This window comes from Pseudochrobactrum sp. Wa41.01b-1 (genome assembly GCF_019464455.1).
Classification (GTDB): domain Bacteria; phylum Pseudomonadota; class Alphaproteobacteria; order Rhizobiales; family Rhizobiaceae; genus Pseudochrobactrum; species Pseudochrobactrum saccharolyticum.
Genome location: NZ_CP080493.1, coordinates 2,331,276 through 2,350,329 on the forward strand (window position 1 = coordinate 2,331,276; position 19,054 = coordinate 2,350,329).

The 19,054-nt window shown below is 42.4% G+C and carries 17 protein-coding genes and 1 pseudogene; 5 read left to right on the forward strand and 13 right to left on the reverse strand.

Going from position 1 to position 19,054, the window contains the following annotated elements; genetic code table 11:
• Nucleotides 1–140 precede the first annotated feature (140 nt).
• Complete coding sequence (locus K1X45_RS10930; protein ID WP_220158819.1) at nt 141–773, forward strand: hypothetical protein; 633 nt, start codon at nt 141–143, stop codon at nt 771–773.
• A 266-nt stretch (nt 774–1,039) separates the two neighbouring features.
• Here the strand turns inward: K1X45_RS10930 and K1X45_RS10935 are convergent, their stop codons facing one another.
• Together K1X45_RS10935 and K1X45_RS10940 are read right to left on the reverse strand one after the other, a co-directional pair.
• A complete protein-coding gene (locus K1X45_RS10935) occupies nt 1,040–1,510 on the reverse strand; it encodes a GTP pyrophosphokinase (protein ID WP_220158820.1) in 471 nt (156 codons plus the stop codon).
• 133 nt (nt 1,511–1,643) lie between these two features.
• Nucleotides 1,644–2,362, reverse strand: a pseudogene (locus tag K1X45_RS10940) (IS5 family transposase).
• 217 nt (nt 2,363–2,579) lie between these two features.
• Between K1X45_RS10940 and K1X45_RS10945 the strand changes: the two are divergent.
• Nucleotides 2,580–2,861 carry a hypothetical protein gene (locus tag K1X45_RS10945; RefSeq protein WP_220158821.1) on the forward strand — a complete coding sequence of 94 codons (282 nt, stop codon included), beginning with the start codon at nt 2,580–2,582 and terminating at the stop codon, nt 2,859–2,861.
• A gap of 434 nt (nt 2,862–3,295) precedes the next feature.
• Here the strand turns inward: K1X45_RS10945 and K1X45_RS10950 are convergent, their stop codons facing one another.
• The 3 genes from K1X45_RS10950 to K1X45_RS10960 all read right to left on the reverse strand — a co-directional run bounded on the left by K1X45_RS10950 (nt 3,296) and on the right by K1X45_RS10960 (nt 9,069).
• Complete coding sequence (locus K1X45_RS10950; protein WP_220158822.1) at nt 3,296–4,246, reverse strand: metallophosphoesterase; 951 nt, start codon at nt 4,244–4,246, stop codon at nt 3,296–3,298.
• Nucleotides 4,247–5,156: 910 nt separating this feature from the next.
• On the reverse strand, nt 5,157–6,998 hold the full coding sequence (locus K1X45_RS10955; RefSeq protein WP_220158823.1) for a UvrD-helicase domain-containing protein: 1,842 nt from the start codon (nt 6,996–6,998) through the stop codon (nt 5,157–5,159).
• A complete protein-coding gene (locus K1X45_RS10960; protein WP_220158824.1) occupies nt 6,991–9,069 on the reverse strand; it encodes an ATP-dependent endonuclease in 2,079 nt (692 codons plus the stop codon). The genes K1X45_RS10955 and K1X45_RS10960 overlap by 8 nt, the downstream gene beginning before the upstream one ends.
• A 565-nt stretch (nt 9,070–9,634) precedes the next feature.
• Here K1X45_RS10960 and K1X45_RS10965 point away from each other — a divergent pair.
• Complete coding sequence (locus K1X45_RS10965; protein WP_220158825.1) at nt 9,635–12,037, forward strand: hypothetical protein; 2,403 nt, start codon at nt 9,635–9,637, stop codon at nt 12,035–12,037.
• A 346-nt stretch (nt 12,038–12,383) separates the two neighbouring features.
• Entirely contained in the window at nt 12,384–12,953 is a 570-nt protein-coding gene (locus tag K1X45_RS10970) for a recombinase family protein (protein ID WP_220158826.1), read from the forward strand.
• 119 nt (nt 12,954–13,072) lie between these two features.
• Here K1X45_RS10970 and K1X45_RS10975 read toward each other — a convergent pair whose 3' ends face one another.
• The 3 genes from K1X45_RS10975 to K1X45_RS10985 form a co-directional block, all read right to left on the reverse strand.
• Nucleotides 13,073–13,456: a phospholipid-binding protein gene (locus tag K1X45_RS10975; RefSeq protein WP_220158827.1), complete on the reverse strand. Its 384-nt coding sequence runs from the start codon at nt 13,454–13,456 to the stop codon at nt 13,073–13,075.
• An 82-nt stretch (nt 13,457–13,538) separates the two neighbouring features.
• Nucleotides 13,539–14,312, reverse strand: coding sequence for an outer membrane protein (locus tag K1X45_RS10980; RefSeq protein ID WP_220158828.1), 774 nt, complete (start codon nt 14,310–14,312; stop codon nt 13,539–13,541).
• Nucleotides 14,313–14,360: 48 nt separating this feature from the next.
• Nucleotides 14,361–14,675, reverse strand: a complete 315-nt coding sequence (locus K1X45_RS10985) for a hypothetical protein (RefSeq protein ID WP_220158829.1) — start codon at nt 14,673–14,675, stop codon at nt 14,361–14,363.
• Nucleotides 14,676–14,895: 220 nt separating this feature from the next.
• Here K1X45_RS10985 and K1X45_RS10990 point away from each other — a divergent pair, with 220 nt between their 5' ends.
• On the forward strand, nt 14,896–15,156 hold the full coding sequence (locus tag K1X45_RS10990) for a helix-turn-helix domain-containing protein (RefSeq protein ID WP_113945191.1): 261 nt from the start codon (nt 14,896–14,898) through the stop codon (nt 15,154–15,156).
• A gap of 54 nt (nt 15,157–15,210) precedes the next feature.
• On the opposite strand, the gene arsK is transcribed toward K1X45_RS10990, so the two are convergent.
• The 5 genes from arsK to K1X45_RS11015 form a co-directional block, all read right to left on the reverse strand.
• Nucleotides 15,211–16,416: an arsenite efflux MFS transporter ArsK gene (gene arsK / locus K1X45_RS10995; RefSeq protein ID WP_220158830.1), complete on the reverse strand. Its 1,206-nt coding sequence runs from the start codon at nt 16,414–16,416 to the stop codon at nt 15,211–15,213.
• Nucleotides 16,413–17,123, reverse strand: a complete 711-nt coding sequence (gene arsH / locus K1X45_RS11000) for an arsenical resistance protein ArsH (RefSeq protein ID WP_220160471.1) — start codon at nt 17,121–17,123, stop codon at nt 16,413–16,415. Before arsH ends, arsK begins: the two co-directional genes overlap by 4 nt.
• The gene (gene arsC, locus K1X45_RS11005) at nt 17,120–17,533 is read right to left on the reverse strand and encodes an arsenate reductase (glutaredoxin) (RefSeq protein ID WP_220158831.1); all 414 of its coding nucleotides are present in this window, start codon (nt 17,531–17,533) and stop codon (nt 17,120–17,122) included. Before arsC ends, arsH begins: the two co-directional genes overlap by 4 nt.
• A complete protein-coding gene (arsB, locus tag K1X45_RS11010) occupies nt 17,533–18,582 on the reverse strand; it encodes an ACR3 family arsenite efflux transporter (RefSeq protein WP_220158832.1) in 1,050 nt (349 codons plus the stop codon). The genes arsC and arsB overlap by 1 nt, the downstream gene beginning before the upstream one ends.
• A 110-nt stretch (nt 18,583–18,692) precedes the next feature.
• Nucleotides 18,693–19,037 carry a helix-turn-helix transcriptional regulator gene (locus K1X45_RS11015; RefSeq protein WP_220158833.1) on the reverse strand — a complete coding sequence of 115 codons (345 nt, stop codon included), beginning with the start codon at nt 19,035–19,037 and terminating at the stop codon, nt 18,693–18,695.
• Between the last annotated feature and the right edge of the window lie 17 nt (nt 19,038–19,054).

Consider the following 19,054-nt stretch of genomic DNA (forward strand, 5'->3'; position numbering starts at 1 on the left):
ATAGTCATTTGAGCTAATCAACGTTCAAACACTTTCCTGTCTGTATGATGCACTCATTTTGGATAATCAGAACTTGTTACACAGCGAAGATATTCTGACAGATTAGACAGAGGCGAATATAACAGAGGAGGACATGAAAAATGTTGCCGCAGAAGGGTAAGAAAATACCGATCTGGAAAGGTGTACTCATTGGGCATAAAATCTATGCTCAGACGATTTCGGATTTATTGCATAAGGAGTACGGTGGCAGTGGCCGTGCAATCAAACAGTTGATGCTTCAAACTCATGCAACTGAAAGAACGGTAAAGCACTGGTTGTCAGCTCAAAATGGACCTAATGCTGTTTTTTTGCTTCGTTTGATCGTATCGTCATCTATCATTAGAGCATTTGTTTTGGGTTTAATTGATAGCCCTTTATCTAAATCATGGGCGGCGACGATAGACCGTTATTCTATAGCTGCTGCCAGAGAAGCATATTCGATTGGGGAGGGAAATTCAGCAGAATCTAAGTTTAGTTATGAAGAAAGTGACCCTATAAACGGCCTTAATCATGCCCCTAAAAATGTCCCTGATGTTAAAGAATTAAATGAAAGACAGCATTGGTTTATGGCACGAGTTGCAAGTGGAAAAAGATGCAGTGCTAAAGAAATCATGATGATTTGGCAGGTTAGTTTAAAAACTGCTCGCAGGGATATAAGCAATTTACGGAAGGCCAGACTGCTGGAATATATCGGGTCTTGTCGAAATGGACGATATAGAATTCCTCGTGAGTAAACTAAACTATTTCTAATTTTTGATTAAAACACAATTCAGGCGCTTTGATCCGTCTTTTAGTTTGTTAGTGCTTCTGGATTAAAGCTGAACTTTATGTATGTGAATGAAGGCCTTCAAATAATGACGGGGAGAGCGGGATTCTGTTTTCGTCTTTTAATCTATTAACATGTTGATTTTTATAGATATATGAAAAATTCAAAAAAGAATTTTGTACTAATTTTTGTACCATAATTGTGATGGGTTTTTTTTGAAGTAGAAGGTTTGTCTTACGGTGTTGGCTGTGGATTGTTATGTCTGTCAGTCAAAAAAGCATAAGCCCTTGCATATTTCGCAAGGCGCATTTCATCTTTTTCAGATACTGAATTCAGACGGGATCGATCCATGTTGTGGGTCAGGTCTGCAAGTTTAACGATTTTCGCTAATGAGTCAGCTTTGACCGTTTCAAGGTAAGCAAAGTAGTCGACATCTAGCTTCGTTAAGAGCTGCACTACGCGCGAAATAGTCAAAGCTTGCTGTTCAGTAATTCCGCCTTCCATTAATTCGAATTCAAGTTGCTTTGGTGCGATATCACAATCTTCTATGATGTCGTGGAGATAAGCGATTGCTTTCGCTAGTTCGTTGTCGTGAATCTGAGATGCGACAGCGGTTAAGTGTCCTGAAAAGTAATCAACGCCTGCTTTATCAACCTGCCCTTGATGGTACTTTCGCGCTATCGCTATCGCTGTTTCAGTTATCATTTTTGTTCTCCTTGCTGATCTGTCTGTAAAAGTGAAGCCAAGCCCCGACACGTCCATAGAAGTAACCATATTGATCGCTGATGTAAGTTGCTACCACGGTATCAGAGTCTGATTCATAGGGATGGCAATGATATCAATCTCTTGCGATGCGCCGTGTTAGAAAATGAATGTTGGTGAGGTAAAGCTGCGCCTCGGTAAAAGCGATGGTTATCTCGAAGTCTTTTGTCAATGTTCGGCATCGTCTCAATCATGCAAAGATGCGTTCGACACTCCATCTGCATGATAGGAGTTCAAAGCCTAGTGCTTGATCTGATCGCTTGATGATCCCCATTGTGAATTTACCGACCTTTTCCAGTCTGCCTTTGAACTTAGGCCCAGCGTATCCGCCGTTAGCAAAGATATACCGTAACCACGGCCAGCGCGTGAGGATGGATTTAAAGATATCCGGCGCACCGTCTATGTCCTGATGCACGCCGAGTGTATCAATCGCAATGTGTCGTTTTCTCCCAACGATCTTCTTACCTGCATCAAATCCCCATATTCCGCCACTTTCGGTGGTTTTGACCGACTGACTATCGATTGCACGAGTCGTTGGGCTGGGTTGTTTATTCGCCTGCTCACGCGTGGCCATCACAAGCGTGTTGCTGATAGTGTGCCACAAGCCTGCACCCCCCATTCATAGAAATGTACTTGGACGGTTGAATAAGGTGGCAAATTCTTGGCCAGCATACGCCGCTTACAACCAGTTGATGCTATATAAAACAAAGCATTCACAACCTCACGTAATTCAGTGATACGTGAACGGTCAAGATGTCGGCAAGCGGCAATCAATGCCCATTCTTTTGCGGTCATATCACTTACGTAACGCGGACTCTGTCGTTGATAATCAGGCCGGTGGGTCTAGTTTAGTGCATCGTGATCTCCATCTTATATAAGAAATCCGATTGAACTATAACCTACTGAAATCACACAAGCCTTTCAGGTCAGGTTCTGAAAAATGTTATTCATTTGTCGTTCAGAATAGTTGTAATACTATATTTATGGTTAACTTAAATGGGAGGTGTTTATTATGAATAGTAAGAATATAAAAATTGCTTTTGTTGCATTTATTTTTGCAGCTTCAGTTGTTCCAGCTAATGCTTATAAAATCATATATGACAGCGACACCAAAAAATGGTCGGGGCAGTGTAAGGATGGGCATCAATTCGTAGTTGGAGATGGTACTTCTCAGCTTAGTGAATCTCAAGCGGCAAAAATATGCGCTAAGCATGGTGGTCTGCGCACAAATGATAAGCTCAATGGAAAAGTTAAGCAGGACAATAAGAAGCCTGCTGGCCCATTGAAAAACTGAAGAACCCAGATCAAATGAGGGCAAGTGGTTTCAGTCTAGGACATCGTGATCTCCATCTTATATAAGAAATCCGATTGAATCATAACCTACTGAAATCACTCATGCCTTTTCAGGTCAGGCTCTGAAACCTGATTTTGTAATCTTTATTTGCGGTGTATGAAAAGTAATATGGCTGATACGCCTTCAGAGCCATTTCGATGAAATGTCGAACAAAGGTCCTGATCTTGAATATGTGTAATGCAGGTGTTTTGCCAAATAAACGAGATGGCGGGATTTCACCAAATCGGAAGTTCATAGAACTGTAATACTCAGCAAGAACACGCTGTGCCATTTTGAACTTTCGACATCAATAAACATTTAAATGCATTATCACGATAATGATAAAATAGGTATTGCCTTCGATATCAATGCTTTGCTGCATGTCCAAGTCTCGATTAACTTGCTGATGTTATAAAGTTATTGATTGAATAAGGTTGCCCGATATCATGGCGATAAGCAACAAGATCACCGCCTTTACCTGCACTGTAATCGACGCAAATGACGTTGGAAGATAATTGTTTCGGTTTGCCTGTTAACCAGTAGTGGCCAATGAAAAGCAAGTTATCTTCATTGTAGCGATAAGCATCAAGGTTTGGGATTGTATCCCTTGGCAGGGTCTGGGGTATGGCTTCCGGCAAAAGTGCAAGGGATGCATAATCATTAGCGGTGTTGTCCCACCATTTCACGCGTACAGATTGGCGTTCATGACCATCTGCGTCTTGAAACTTCATGTCATTGGGAAGAGGGAGTTCCAAGCCTTTTAATAGCAATTCGGTTGCTTCAAAGGCCGCACTGCCTTCTTTGGCGCTCTCAATGATGCCTGCCTCTGTCAGACAGTTGTCGTTGGTTAAATATGGTATCAGTTGGCTTTGTTTCTGCATATTCCAACAGGCATGAACGATGCGGATGTCATCAACTTCAAGCCAGAGGGGGAGTGTCTTGAAGAACAAAATAAGTTCATTGTAGAGAACGGAATCATGTTGCACCCCATTCAGGAATGCAGCGTGTTGCTGGAAGTTCTTTTTCCCAGTGTTCCCTGAATGGGTGCGTAAATAGTCGTTGGGCTGATGTGGATGCGGTGTAGCATAGCAAATAGCGTTGTATTCGTGATTGCCCATTACCCCTAAGGCAGAGCCGTTTTCAATCATAGCTTTGGCCGTCAGGACGGTATCAAGTTGCTGCGGTCCGCGATCAATGAAATCACCAAGGAAAATCACTTTCCTTTCAGAATGTTTATAGGCGGAATTGTCAGAGTGTTTTCGATATCCTAATTTTAACAAGAGATTATGTAATTTATCAAAATGACCGTGAATATCTCCAATGATGTCATACCCAGTTAAGTTCATTTATTTAATTCTTTCAGTGTTATAGCATTTATCATCTATGCAAATATATATTGAAGATGAATTTATAACTCTATCTGATGCTTTCAAAAAATTAGATAATTTTCATCATGTCATCGATCATATTTATAATTTTGCATTGAGTAAATTTAAACAATAACATCAACATAGTCTCATCAGAAGTTTATGTATATTTTTTGCGAAGCTAAAAGTCAGTAATGTTTATTTAGCGTATACATTTAGGGGGGCTGTGCAATGTGGCGCTGATATTCTGGTGGATGTAGGGAGGTGGGGCGGATACTGTAACGGAAAGAATACGGCTGTGGGGAAAGCTTAAATAATTGGTCTAAATAAATATGAATGACTCATTTAAGTTTTTGTTTTTATTTGGAAAGTGGTCGCGTCATGCAAGTGGCCTAGAGGGTGGGATTCTACTATTATATATCATTACTTTATGTATTTGATTTAATTCTATATTTTATAAATTGGTCTAATTTTTTTGTGCCGTATTTTGTACCAAATTAAAGGCGCCAGTAACCAATGAAATGTTTAAAAGCGTTTGTGCTGAATATAAATAAAATATTTTCCTTATGAGCCGTATGAAAGAATTGAAATTACTGTAAATGACCTTTGAAGCATGAGACTGTTAAGTGATGCGTTTTATCCTGAGTGTATAGCGGTCCATAATTATGGCCATAGATTCTTGGTGGTTAGATACGTAACCTTTGTGATAAAAGGCACACAAAATAATTAATGAGGTAATACAAAACAGCATAGACCTCTATTTAATTGACCTAACTAATATTGTTTTTTCATGAAAGTAAAAAATTATTTCTTCATAATAAAAATACCGTTTTCATTATTGAAAGTAGATATTATCTAAATCGATAGGTCTTGCACCTGTTTAATATATTTAAATAAAGGAAACTTGTTTTTCTTCAAATAAGCCTTTATCGATAAGTTCTCGCCGCGCGTGTTCTGGGGCTAGAGAGAAAAATAAAACTCGTAAGTTCAGTTCGGCGCGTGAGAAGCAAACATAGGCTAATTTTTTAGTTAGTTCTGCTTGGCGATGAGTTGGATCACCTGCAGTGTCTGGAGTAAGGGTTTTCCCAAAACTGTAGTTATTCCAAGATGCTTCTATATCATCAATCATCACCATTACATTGGGGTATTCCTCGCCCTTCGAGCCATGCTGTGTACTAAAAGGAGAGTTTTTATCAAGAAATTCAACATAAGCGCTAATTTCGCTGCAATCCATTTTAAAAAACTCATCGGCTAACCAATCACCTTTGTCTCGCTCATGGTCATCGTTTTCTGAATCGAACACTTCACGTACATTGCGATTAAGCTGCGTAGAAAGACGTTCCGACAACGACAACAATGCGTTCTCTTCGCAAAATTTGAAAATTTCATGGATTGTTTTACTGTTCCATAAATCAGCAAGGTACTTTGTAAGCTCATTAGCATGATTAAGCATTTGTTTTAATGACTTGCCTTTGTTGACGCCTTCTAACGAAAATGCTGGGCTGATTTTGCGTAGAACATCGATGACAAGTTTTGGATTCTCTTTTTTTGTCGCTAAGATAAGAGGATAAATACTTTCGATAAAAGGTTTTAAAAGATAATGTGTCCCATCTTCATAGGCTGATTGAGATCGAAGCGATGAATAGACGCCAGTGAAAAGCCGATGAATTTTCGAGAAATTTAACCGTCTAGCAATCATTTGCCTTGCTAAAAATAATTTTTTTACAGATGGGGAATCTTGCCATTCCCATTTCAATAGGGCGTCGTTAAATATGCTAGACACCTGATCAAGTTGTTCAGGCGTATATGTTTTTCTTGGTCCCTGAGGACTAGGGGCTCGAGCTATGAGAATCTCAACACTACCCTCGATACCCGCATTCTTACCTGCAGGGAATTGTTTGATATCATCTCTGAAGCGATTGAGAAGATTAATAACGGAGCCGGAACTACGAAAATTTTCATTCTTTGCGATAATCACGGTCCCATCTGGACCGGTAAAATCACCAGCGCGCTTATCATAGATTTGCTGCATAGGATCACCGAAATACCCTATTATCGGAAGACCTTCGCTAGCACAAATAGAGTTCAGAGCTGACATTACTTGGGGGAAAGTGTCTTGCGCTTCATCAATGAAGATATAAGGATATTTGAACCCAATGCCTTTGCGAAGCAACGCTGTTGTCATAATTAAATACGAGGCAACGTCGATGATATCATCGTGATTAAGTATGCACTTAGAGTAATCGCTTACTGTCGTTTCCTCATACCTTACTGGTGGAGAGTTTTTGATCAGCTCTGCTAGTTCGATCTGTAACCGTTCAACTTTTTTTCGCGCAGTAACCGCAGTTTTTGAATTTCCGCCATTGTCATGTTGTTGAGCTTTCTCAATACGTGCCGGTATCACATGCTTGATAAGTGCTCTTCTTAGTGGAGCTTGGAACCTAGAAACCTCCCCCCAAAGAAAACCATGGAGCGTCGTTACAACATAAAGTTCATCATAGCCTAGACGTGAGAAAATAACATCTACAGCACGATTGGTATAGGTAATGCAGACAATTCTTTGTGCCCGTTTTCTTAACCTCCGTCCGTGGGTTTCTCGTATTTTTTTGAGTGCTTCTATTAATGAAGTGGTCTTACCTGAACCAGCGCCTGCTACAACAGTAAACGATTTTGACTCATCAATGCATTGTGCAATTTTAATATCTGTTTCTGTTAACTGAAGTTCAGGCATTCTGCCCTCCATGGTCTTGTTTGTTGGTCAAACGCTTTTCAAGCCAACGCAAACCAATGGCTATGTAGTGTGGAACTACCCAAGGAGCGTGCTCGTTCTCCCCTGTGTCGAATGTCAATACATTCATAGCAAATTCAGTTTTCTTAAAAGTTGAACTTTTTATTCGTTTCCAAACCACATCATGAAAGTCAGTAGCGTTAGACGGTATCTTTTCCCCTATAGATAATGCTCCACCTGAAAATAGAGCATGATTCTCATAGACAAATGTTTCCTCTAGCGTCCTGCCATGGAAAATGTGAACGGTTCCCCCATAATCTATCTCAATTTTTTTTTGATATGTGACAAAGCGCATATTGTTGGCTTGAATATGATCGGCTTCATCTTTTGCCGCCAAATCTGAGACAAGCTCACAGTTGTCAAAGAAATATTTTATTGAAGCATTTGATGTGACAGCACCGACATCCGTTGCCTTACAACCTTTGCGATTATTGTTTGGGTCGACAGAGTCAATATCAGTGATAATCAAATAGGGTAGCCCCAAAAACTCCATCAGGTTAGCAAACCGCATACTGTATGCGCCACCGACCTCCAGAATGGTAAGATACTTTGAATTCAATCCACTTGCCGACTGATCAATCATTTTAGGCAAGAGCAACTTCTCGACGGCTCCTTCAACTAGAATGACGGCATCAGCGAAAAATAGGTCACAGTGCGTCAACCGAAGATACTTCTTTAGAAAAGCCAGTGCTTCAGAAGTTGTGACTTCTCGATTGTTAGTTTTGACAGCTTCAGGCTGAAATTCTTTCAGGCTTTTTACGATTGAGCCTGAATAAATGTTTCCAGCCTCTACGTCATCCAGATCGACACGTCGGAAGTAGCGAATTTTGGAAAAATCAACTGCATCTAATACATGGGAGGAATGAGTTGTTACTATGAGTTGCGGGCGGGGAGTATCAAATTCTGCACCTTGTGTAAGTACCTTCCACATCTGCTTGATAAAAGTTTGTTGTACCTGTGCATGCAGATGGACTTCTGGCTCTTCGATAAAGATCATCTGACACAGTGGTCGGTTTTCTTCAGTTGCAAGCCATTGTTTATAAAAGTTATCAATTTGAATAGCCATGAAAACGAGGTTTTTGAAGCCAAGGCCATTATATGCTTCAGGCAACTCATGTGTGGAAGCGGTGTCTACATAAAAAAGCTCTGAACTACCTCTCAATGCAGCTTCGGAACTGAGCGTAGAAACAATTTTCATAGCCCTGTCATTTTGTGAGGGGAGTCCTAGGTCCGCAATAATATTCATTAAGGGTTGAAAGTGCTGATTGTAGTGTGTTGTTAAGTTGCGGTTGTTCTCTTCGATCACAGCGATAGCTGCTTCAGCAACTTCAGCTTGTTCTAGGTTTCGCTGATAGTAGGCTGTAAATGCCTCCGATAGTTTGTTACTGCGAGCGGCATTTTCATCATCTATGTTTCTTTGTGCATCAACAAAGTCTACTCGTAGAAGTGATCGAAGCGTTTGCTTCCCTTCATTGGGATCGAGAGGGGTGGTGACAACATTTTTATCAATATTTTGTAAGGAATAATACTTAATTTTAAAATAAGACCTAAGGTTTTCCTCTAATGCAAGAAAGTCTACGAGCGTTTTTTTACGCTTCAGGTCTTCTTTAAGCGGAAATGCTTGATCGTACTTGCCCCATAGTTCTGTGACATCCTCGGCTTCCAATGAGCATCGAATGCCAATTTCTGAGAAGTCTCCTGAGAAGTCTGTTGCCAGAGCGAAGACGGTTCCAAACTCTATCTTATTGGGATCAATATGGAACCAAAGATCAAGCTGAATACATGGAAGGGTATCTGAAACATCAGGGCTGTAAGTATTGATCGCAGTCAGAGAGCAAAGTGAAAAATCGTGAATTTTGAAATTTCTGTTTCCTAGAAAACTTCTAATGGCTGCTGTTGAGGAAGTCTTTCCACTATTGTTTGGGCCTACAAAAACGGTTTCTTCCGCTTCAAAGTCAATTTTGATATCTTTTAAGCGTCGAAAATTTTTTATATCAATTTTTTTAAGATACATAATGCCCCGTCCTGTTTTGTCAAGCAACAATAACAGGATGTTATTTAATGTGAAGTAGAATTCGTGTGTTTGGAATTTGTTGTTAAGTGGAAGGTCTGAGGCATGTACGTTATAAATTTGTACTTCTTCATTTTCGATTTAATAAATGCAAGAAAGTGAGATGTGGTCTTTTAATATATTGAAGATAGATAATAATCTTGGTTGATTATAGTGCAAAATTTCACCATGTTTTGTAATATAATTCTTTTATATTTACATTGATAAAATGGTTTTGACTGCTTTTTACGTAGGTGTTTAATTGTTTAATTAATTAATTTTATTTAATTATATGAATTACTTCATAATTATTATAATAAATTTGTGTCTTTATATGCTAATGGTGATAGGGTTTTTAGAGAGTGTAATTTTTAATTGCTGAGTTTTATAATAATTATATCACGTTTTTACACTTAGTTGATATGGCATCCAGATTTTTTCTGAGAGCTAGTGAATTAAGTATGCTTGCCTATTATGTTGTGGTGGGTAATGTGTATTTTAATTTTATTCAGCAATTCTAGAGGTTTAAATGAGCCTTAAAAGTGACTTACTTCGTGCCAAGACCGAAGAGGACGTTAAGGATGCCTACATAAAGGCGATAGGACTGAAGGCCTATAGCAAGACCCTAGTAGATATTCGTACAAAAGAAATTTGGTTCGAAGCAAAAGGCGTTCCAACGCCTCCAGTTGTGATGTTCACGCAACTTCTTTTTTATGTGAGGAGCGCTAGAAAACTCGGCGAACAAATACCGCCGTTTTTATGTGTTATTGATACAGAGAAAGCTGCGATTATGGAAACCGCGAATGCTCTCCCTATTCTGAATGAAAAAACAATAAAATGGCCTAAGTCTGGTTCCAAAGTCGACAAATCACTTGCAGTATTGCTGGCTCCTCTTATTGAAACACATATCGTTGTTTATCAAATTGATACGTACGAGCGAGATTTTATTGCAACAATACGTTCTGCCATCAGCGCTGGTAAAATTATTCGTACTTCTATTACTCCAGATAATCTTCGGCAAGTATTTGATAAATGGGTTGTAATGATTGGTCGTGAGCTGACGGGTGTGTCCTTATCAGACTATGCGCTGCTCTTTTTTGCCGATATAATGCATGATGGTAAGAAGGCAGCTGTGAAAGATTTGCCTGCAAAATTATTACATGACGATGACAAACCCGTCTTTTTTTTAAATGGTGTAATGTATGAGTTAAATAGTCTTCATGGCTATCGTAATTTTTGGGCAATATATCACCGACCTCCTGAAGAAGAGTACCGTAGATATCTTTTAGAAAGAAGAGATACTCTATTGCCGCTTGATGAGCGTGAGTTTAAGGGAGCTTATTACACTCCACTTGCTGTTGTGGACAAGGCATATGATGAACTCGCTGCTGTTCTTGGTAAAAACTGGCAGCAAAGATACATTGTATGGGATATGTGCTGTGGTGTGGGAAACTTAGAGGTCAAGCACTCAAACTATCGCAACGTTTTTATGAGCACGATTGATCAGGCGGATATTGATGTGATGCGTGCATCTCATACTTGTGTGGGGGCTACTATTTTCCAGTATGATTATTTGAATGATGACATAAATGAATTAGGTTTAATAGATTATTCCCTATCAAATAAGATGCCTCTTACTTTGCAAAACGCAATTGCTGATGCTATGGCAAAAAAAAAGGGCGCAAAAAAGTTATTAGTACTTATTAACCCTCCTTACGCTGAAGCTACAAGTTCTGATAATGCTGCTAATAAGGGTGCTGATCGTAGTAAAACTGGGGTTGCACGTTCGAAATTCGCAAGTGCCAGTATGGCTGGATATGGAAAAGCCAGCAACGAACTGTTTACACAATTCCTTGCGCGAATTCATAAAGAAGTACCTACCGCGATCGTAGCTTCGTTTGGAAAGCTAAAGTATGTTAACTCGCAAGCTTTTGAGGAGTTTCGTAAAGTCTGGCAGGCAAAGTATCTAGGTGGGTTTGTGGTCCACAGTAAAGCATTTGATGATTTGAAAGGCGAGTTTCCTATAGGTTTTCTTATTTGGGATACCTCGAAACCTGAACCGATCACTGAGATAGTAACTGATGTTCTAGATAGGAATGCTGCTTATATTGGCGATAAGACATATACTAATGTTGAAAATGATCTATTGCTTTCCACGTGGCCGGTTCGACCTAAAACTAATTCAGTACCGGCATTGCCACTTAAGGGAGCTGTTGAGCCTGCAACCACTACAGCAGACCTAAGAGGAACGAAGTGGTCTAATGGTGCTATTGGATGGTTCAATTGTGCTGGTAATGATCTCCAGCAGGCTAATCGTCTAACAATGCTCTTATCTTCTGGCTTTGCTAGTGGTCGTGGATTCTTCATCAATAAAGATAATCTATGGCAAGTTGCGGTGATGTTCACCGTACGCCGTATTATTAAACCTACTTGGTTAAATGATCGCGATCAGTTTTTGCAGCCAAATAAGGCACTATCAGATGAATTTAAATCTGATTGTTTGGTGTGGACTCTTTTCAATAGCGCTAATTATTCGGCATCCGTTGAAAAAATACGATGGAATGGAGCAGATTGGCCACTGATAAATCATTTTCTCCCCTTTAAAGAAGCCGAAATAGGAGCGAAGACGGCCTTCGCCTCTAGTTTCATGGCAACATATATGTCCAAGCTGACACTTTCAGCCGAAGCGAAAGCTGTAATGAAAGAGGGGCGTCGATTGTTCCAACATTTTCACCAACAGAAATTTGGTCGGACTATTGTCGATGACTTTAAGCTTGGGCGCCCAGATGTTGGTTGGTGGCAGGTGCGTCGTGCTCTTAAGGCCAACTTAGTTAATGAGCAAACCAATTTTCAGTCGTTTGATGTAGCTTATGAAAAACTTAGTGAGAAGCTTATACCACAAGTCTTTGAGCTTGGCTTTTTACCCGCCTAATATTCTGTGATGAATAGGTCTAGTGTTAACTTATAGTGTTGAATTTGGGGCAACTTATTAACATTAATCCAACTTTATTTATACAGCATGATTTTTCAGGCTAACCTAGAAGGTTTCTCACTTATCATAATACTAAAAACTATGGTTTTTACGTATTATATATGCTCTCTTCGAACCGCTATGTATGGTGTCTTGTAAATAATGAGCTGTCTTTGCATATGGTAAGAGTGAATTGTCTAGAATGGTTCGTATAATCTATTTCAAGTTGCTTGATGAGATTTAAAGCATGCCTTAAACGAACCATTTATAATGGAACCATGTAAATGGAACTTTATGGTGGTTTCGTATGTTTGTGAGAGCTTACCTTCGTGCATCGACGAAAGAACAAGATGCCAGCAGGGCGAAAGATGATTTGTTTCAGTTCGCTCGTGATAAAGGCCTCAAGATTGCAGCCACGTATATTGAAAATGAAAGTGGCGCATCGCTAAATCGTCCGGAACTCTTTCGTCTGCTATCTGACTGTCAGGCAGGTGATATTTTGCTGATTGAGCAGGTAGACCGCTTAAGTCGTTTGAACGCTAAAGACTGGGAGCGATTGAAGTCTGAAATTCGCAACAGGCATGTTAAAGTTGTTGCGCTTGATTTGCCTACGTCATGGGGAATGGCTTCTTCGAATACCGATGAATTTACTTCACGTAAGTCAGAAGCCATCAATAACATGATGTTGGACATGATCGCTGCCATTGCCCGTAAAGATTATGAGGAACGTCGCAGACGCCAAAAACAAGGAATAGCTAAGGCAAAAGAGCAGGGGCTTTATAAAGGTCGTCCGGAGAATAAATCCCGTAATGAGGCTATACTGAAAATGCTTCAAAGCGGCCAAAGCTGGAATAGAATAATTCAGGCGACCGGATGATCTAGGTCAACTCTGTCCAGATTGAAAAATGGCAGGCAGGTCTTGTTATAGATGTCTGCTTGGACATTCAAAGGATGAGTAAACAAACCCCGTATAGTGTGGGGTTTGTTTTATAAGGATTATTTCTTTGCAAACGGTTGTGTTGCAGAGCCAGAGCTTAAAGTCTTGCCTGATGCGTCAACGGCAGTGACTGTAATTTTATAAAAATGCGTTCCTGATGGTGGGCATGGGCCTTTGTATTTAAATGCGCCATATGGAAGTTGTGCTTGCCCTTTATAAGCTACGCTGCCGCCTCCGTGATTGAAGTCAGAAGCGTTTTTATCCATCATCTTAATCAAAAGTTTGGCAGTACCTTGCGGGACATTCGATAGCTTAATTGGCGGAGATTTTGAATCGAAGCATTGTTTTGTTGGTCCCCATTCAAAGGCGACACCCATGTCTGCCGCGTAAGCATTGCTTGAGACAATTAATGTTGCTGCACTTATCAATAGCAGTTTATGCATGATGTTCTCTCATGATGATGCGAAAAGATTTCATGTCAAATTAAGATATGAAAATGGGCAGTGTAACTGCCCATTTAAGTGATTAGAACTTCACGCGAATGCCTGCAGCAACACCTGCAACACCAATGTTCTTGGCTTTCAGCATTTCACCGTCATTCATATATTGAACGTTAAGTGTTTTGTTTGTTTCAGCTTTACCGAGCCAGTGGTAAGTACCTGTAACGGTGAAATCTACATTTTCTGTAACTTTATAACCAACGCCAAGACCGAGGCCGCCAGCAAAATTTGTCTGGCTTTTAGATGGGAATGAAGCGAAATCGTCAGGATAAAGGTTTTCGCCCTGTTTGGCAGAGGCTTTCAAGAAAGACGCACCGATTTCACCGAATGCATCTACGTAAAAACGGTCTGTGAGGTCATGGATATAACCTGCGCCTACGAATACGCCATGTCCGCGAACGCGAAGGTCTTGATCGTAGTCATCGCCACCGAAGGTCGCATTTCCGCCAAAGTCGTGTTGACCGAAATAACGATACGAACCTTTAACGTAGTAGTTAGGGGCAAGCATATAGCCTACGCTAAAAACTGCTGCGACGGAGCTATCTTTTTTATCGGTATCGTTGAGGTGGATGCGGTCGCCGGATACTGCATTTTCAGTAAAAGCTGTGCCAATTGGGTTGATAAAGTGGAGCGCATTTGCATTGGACCATGCACCACCGACGCCTGCATCAATAAACCAACGAGGTGAATCTGTGGTAATGGCTGCCGGTTCATTGATTGGTGCTACGATAGCGTCAGCTGCAACTGCAAATGTGGTTGAAACTGAAAGTGCACTTGCTGCGAATAGTAGGATTTTCATAATTGCCCCTGCTTGAGTTGTTTAGTTCGAAAGGTGTCTGGTTAGGTATTATTTGGACTCGGCAACATGAACATTGATCATGTTCTGATTAGCCATCATTCCCATGCCCATTGCGGCGCCTGCTGGTTTAAAACCTTTTGATACAAGCCAATTGTAATGCCAGTTGTTGTAAACAAACATGAACACAATGCTGGCGAAGCCGAAAGTGCATAGAACGGCAAGTAGGACGACTAAGAAGCCAACGAAGTGACCGCGAAACAATGCGGGGAATGGACCAAAGAATAGGCAGGTCCAAGATACTCCTTTAAAGCCGACTGCTGTCCTATGGGTAACTGGTTCTATCATTTGAATTGGGTATGCCATCGAAGCGACCTCTGTTTTCCGACCTTAGCCGTGTTGCGTATGTTTTAAATGGGCTGCAGCTGATTGGCTGATTGACCCGATACTTTTGATCGCTTCGTTCTGCGCCTCATTTGCCCCGACAACGTTATTTGAATCTAGTGAATTCATTAACGTGTGTTCAAATTTAATATGTGCCCAGCAGTCCGTCGATTGTCAAGCCGTCTATACTGTTAATCGTTCTATGAACGCAAGACAGATTATTGGTTGGAATTTACGGAAACTTCGTGTGGCTAAGGGCTTCTCTCAGGAGCGGCTAGCCTTGGAGTCAAATGTTGACAGGTCATATGTTGGAAGAGTTGAGCGGGGCACGGAGAATGTCACGATTTCGACGCTGGAAGCATTAGCAGATGCACTGCAAGTGACTGTCAGTGAGCTTTTTGATGTTCCCGACAAGGATGCTTTGCCACCCCAGCCAATGAAGGCTGGACGAAAATATAAATAATTGGAAATGTGCTATGCTATGTGACCTAGCTTGCAGACTAAGCGCGTAATAGACTCAATTCAAAGCTCTGGTCTGTAAGTCTTGCTTTATTATGAAGTACAGACCGCCTCCCACAATCGATACGACGATGATTATCGCCAGAGTGATGTAAACACTCGTATTCTTTAATGCGAAGGCCATGGCAAATGGCGCTATGGCAGATAGAACTAATCTCGCAGACATTAGTTTTCCCTGCATCGCACCATATCCGGCGCTTCCAAATAAATATAACGGGAGGGAGCCGCTTATAATGCTGAACAAACCATTGCCGAAACCAAATAAGCAGGCGAATAATACCGCCGCAGGGATATAAGGCGCGCCGATCATCAATATCATAACGGATAAGGCAATGAACGAGGCTGCGATGACGGCTAAGTTCACGGGGGATAGGGTTTTTCCCGCCATCATATTGATCAGGCGGCTGGCGACTTGCGATGGCCCGAACACTGCGCCAATAAAGGCTGCTGATTTTGCCAAGCCCAATATGGCCAGTAGCGGGATCATATGGACAAGGATTGCAGAGGATATCAGTGCCTGCAGGGAAAATGCTGTTAGCAGTACCACGAAGCCTTTACGTCTTGATGCCAAAGGCAGTGCGCCAGCTACAGAAGATATTTCTTTGCCGCCCTTCTTACGTTGGTCATGAGTTGTTTTGCTAGTGCGTGTCAGGGAATAATGCAGCGGCAGACATATCACCAGATGGAGACCGGCAAAGACCAGATAGATTTGCTGCCATGTCAGCCATTGCAGTAGTAATGATGTGAGTGGCCAGAAGATGGTGGATGCAAAACCGGCTATCAATGTCAGAAAGACAATGCTGCGCTGGGCAACCACTGGTTTGATCTGCACAAGCAGCGCAAAGGCGGCTCCGTATTGTACGAGATTGGCTGCAATCTCCACGATTGTAAGCGTTACAATGAAGGCCAGCGAATTGGGGGAGACTGCGCAAAGGATGAGAGCAAGCGCCGCAAAAGCAGAGCCGACTGTCATAATTTGCGCGGCACCTAAGCGATCAATGAGTTTGCCCAGCCAAGGTGCCAGCACACCACCTGCTAGCAAGGCTATGGACAATATCCCATAAACCCATTCCGTTGTTGCCTGATAGCCATCCGCAATGGACGGAGCCAGCACACTGAATGAATAGTAGAGTGTGCCGTAGCCGATGATTTGTGTGAGGCCAAGGCTCAGGATTGCATAAGCAGGAAGGCGCTGATCGGTCATATGGATTTCAACGAAACACGGGTTTCCAGTTTCTCTGCGGCTTCTTTTCGTTCACTGTAACGGTCGGTCAGGTGGTCAGAAATACCCCGTGTCAGGATGGTGAACTTGATGAGTTCTTCCATGACGTCGACAACTCTTTCATAAAATGAAGAGGGTTTCATGCGTCCGGCTTCATCAAACTCCTGCCATGCTTTGGCGACGGATGATTGGTTGGGGATTGTAATCATGCGCATCCATCGACCTAGCACACGCATTTGGTTCAAAGCATTGAAAGACTGCGAGCCGCCGGAAACCTGCATCAGCGCCAGTGTGCGACCTTGAGTCGGGCGTACAGAGCCGCTCGCTAAAGGTATCCAGTCAATTTGTGATTTCATGACCGCACTCATAGCGCCGTGGCGTTCAGGACTGGTCCAGACTTGCCCTTCTGACCACACCATTGCTTCCCGCAACTCCTGAACCTTGCTGTGATCAGCAGTGCTGTCATCTGGCAATGGCAGGCCATCTGCATGATATATCCGTGTTTCTGCCCCCATCAATTCCAACAGGCGCTGTGCTTCAAGCGTTAAGAAGCGGCTGTAAGAGCGTTCTCTCAGTGAACCGTATAGAAGCAGGATACGCGGTTTATGTGTCAGTAAAGGTGCTTGGAGCTTATCGTAATCGGGTGTGCGAAATGCCTGCAGATCAAGATTGGGTAGTGTCACGATTATCTTTCCTTCTGCTCATAAGTGATCAGTTCCCCGTCTTCTTTGGTAAAGTTGACAACGGGATTTTCCAGAAGATCAAGAACACGTTCTGACGGGCGACATAGAGCTGTACCACGAGATGTGGCCACAACCGGTCTGTTCATCAGAATCGGATGCGTTACTATGAAATCCAGTAACTGATCGTCTGACCATTTCGTATTGGATAAATCGAGTTCAGCAAAAGGCGTGCCTTTTTCCCGCAGCAAATCCCGCACGGAAATTTTCATGGCAGTAACAAGTTCTGAGAGTTGTTCTTTGGATAGCGGTGTTTGCAGATATTCAATGATGATAGGCTCTTCACCGCTGGCGCGGATCATAGCGAGTGTATTGCGTGAAGTTCCGCATTTAGGGTTGTGATAGATTGTAACGGACATCAGATATCACCTGTTTGGGTTTGATTATTGCCTTGTTCGTACCAGCCTTTTGACCGGTTCACGATCCGGACAACGGAGAGCATAACGGGGACTTCCACCAAGACGCCGACAACTGTTGCAAGGGCGGCACCGGAACTGAAGCCGAAAAGGCTGATTGCTGCGGCTACAGCTAGTTCGAAGAAGTTTGAAGCGCCGATCATTGCGGACGGGCCTGCAATACAATGTTGTTCGCCGGACATCCGGTTCAGAATATAGGCCAGACCGGAGTTGAAATAGACTTGGATCAGGATCGGTACAGCAAGCATGGCGATGATCAGTGGCTGGGCGATGATCTGTTCCCCCTGAAAGCCAAAGAGCAGGACGAGCGTAGCAAGAAGAGCGACCAGCGATAATGGCTGTAATGCCTTCAGCAGTTTGTTTAAGGGCTGCCCATCATTTTTGGAGAGCAGGCTGCGTCGTATCAGTTGTGCGATGATGACGGGAAAGATGATGTACAAAACCACTGAGAAAATCAGTGTATTCCACGGCACTGTGATCGCAGATAATCCTAAAAGCAGGCCGACAATCGGGGCAAAGGCAATGACCATGATCGCGTCATTCAGTGCCACCTGAGATAGTGTGAAATGGGGTTCACCCTTAATCAGGTTCGACCAGACAAAAACCATAGCGGTACATGGTGCTGCAGCAAGAATAATTAGTCCGGCGATGTAAGAGTCGATTTGGTCTTGCGGGAGATATGGCCGGAATAGCCAACCGATGAACAGCCAACCCAACAAGGCCATAGAGAAGGGTTTGACTGCCCAGTTGACGAAGAGTGTCACACTGATGCCACGCCAATGCTGTCCGACCTGACGCATCGCTGAGAAGTCAATTTTAAGCAACATGGGAATGATCATCAGCCAGATCAGGATTGCAACAGGTATATTGACCTTAGCAACCTCTGCCGCACCGACCATTTGGAAGGCTGCGGGAAACAGATGCCCCAAGGCAATCCCTATGATGATACATAGCGCAACCCAGAGTGTCAGATATCGTTCAAAGACAGACATGGCTTTTCCTTGGCTGGTTTCATGCGATGGAGCGAAACCAACCTTAATCAGATGTGATAATCAGAGAATTTCAGATTGTTATGCAGGTGGGGTCAGGCTGGATGGTCTGGTTACCCCTTTGGTGTGCAGCAGGGCGTAAGACTCTGGATAAGGGGAGTGCAGAGTTCTTCGCTGCCGCCACAACAATCCTTGATCATGAAAAGCGTCAGTTCCCGAAATGCATCAAGATCAGCGCGGTAAATAATTGATCGGCTCTGACGTTCCCCTTTGATCAATCCTGCGCGGGACAGCGTGGACAGATGGGCTGACATGGTATTTTGAGGCACATCCAATACACGTGCCAGTTCACCTGCCGGTAAACCGTTCGGTTCGTGTTTGACCAGTAACCGAAAAGTTTCCAGTCGTGTGGTCTGTGCTAAGGCTGCGAGTGCCGTGATTGCTGCTTCATTTTCCATATATCCAGAATAATGGA